Annotated in this window: 1 protein-coding gene; it reads left to right on the forward strand. The window is 74.3% G+C overall.

Annotation, left to right across the window (positions count from 1 at the left end; all coding sequences use genetic code 11):
• Positions 1 to 699 (forward strand): peptidase MA family metallohydrolase (locus DEIPI_RS0114210; protein WP_027482203.1); only part of this gene is annotated, 699 nt, incomplete at its 5' end.
• Positions 700 to 892: the final 193 nt, after the last annotated feature.

Raw genomic sequence — 892 nt, forward strand, 5'->3', positions numbered from 1 at the left:
GAGGCCCTCGCCGCCTTCGGCGAGGGCCCGCGCGTCCTCGCGCAGCCCGGGCAGGAGGACACCGCCCGCGCGGTCGCGCGTGACCTCCCGAACGTGTACGCCCTCGTGAAGGACCGGCTGGGCTTCGCGCCCGCCGGGGTGCCCGACGTGAAGCTCTACACGGACGCGGGCGCGCTGAGCGCGAGCGTCGCGCTCAACCTGAAGGCCGTGGCGGGATGGAACGAACCCGGAGAGGCCATCAAGCTCGCCAACCCCTCCTGGCCCGCCGCGCGCGCCACCCTCGCGCACGAGCTCACGCACTTCGTGGTGTTCGCACGGCACGGGGCGGGCGAGAAGCGCATCCCCTGGTGGCTGCACGAGGGACTCGCTCAGTACGTCGCGTCAGGCGAGTGGACCGAGCGCGCCCGGCGGGAGTACCTCGGGCGCAGCTCGGCGTGGGCGCGGCAGGAGGCGCTCGTCGCGTGGGCGCGCATGGCGAACTACGACGAGACGCCCACGGACCTGTGGCCGCACGTGTACGCGCAGGGCTACGCCTTCGCCCGCTACGTCACGGAGACGTACGGCATGGGGAGCCTCACGGCGTTCATGACGGTCCTGTCGGACGGCGGTACCGTCGACGCCGCGAGCGGACGCGCCTTCGGGAAGTCCTTCGCGGCGCTCGACGCGGACCTGCGCGGCTGGCTCGCCCGCACAGACTGAACGGGGACGCCCGGCGCGCGTTCACGCGCCGGGCGTCCCCGCCGGAATTCAGAGGGCCATGACGGGCTCCGCGTGGACGGGAGCGTCCTGCGCGAGCCGCACCTCGAAGCCCTGCTGACGCAGCAGGGCGCCCAGCTCGCCGTACGCCACGCGCGGGTCGAGCGCGGCGCGCGGCGCGTCACAGTCGAGCGTC

Origin of the sequence: Deinococcus pimensis DSM 21231, from assembly GCF_000519345.1 — a bacterium.
Classification (GTDB): domain Bacteria; phylum Deinococcota; class Deinococci; order Deinococcales; family Deinococcaceae; genus Deinococcus_A; species Deinococcus_A pimensis.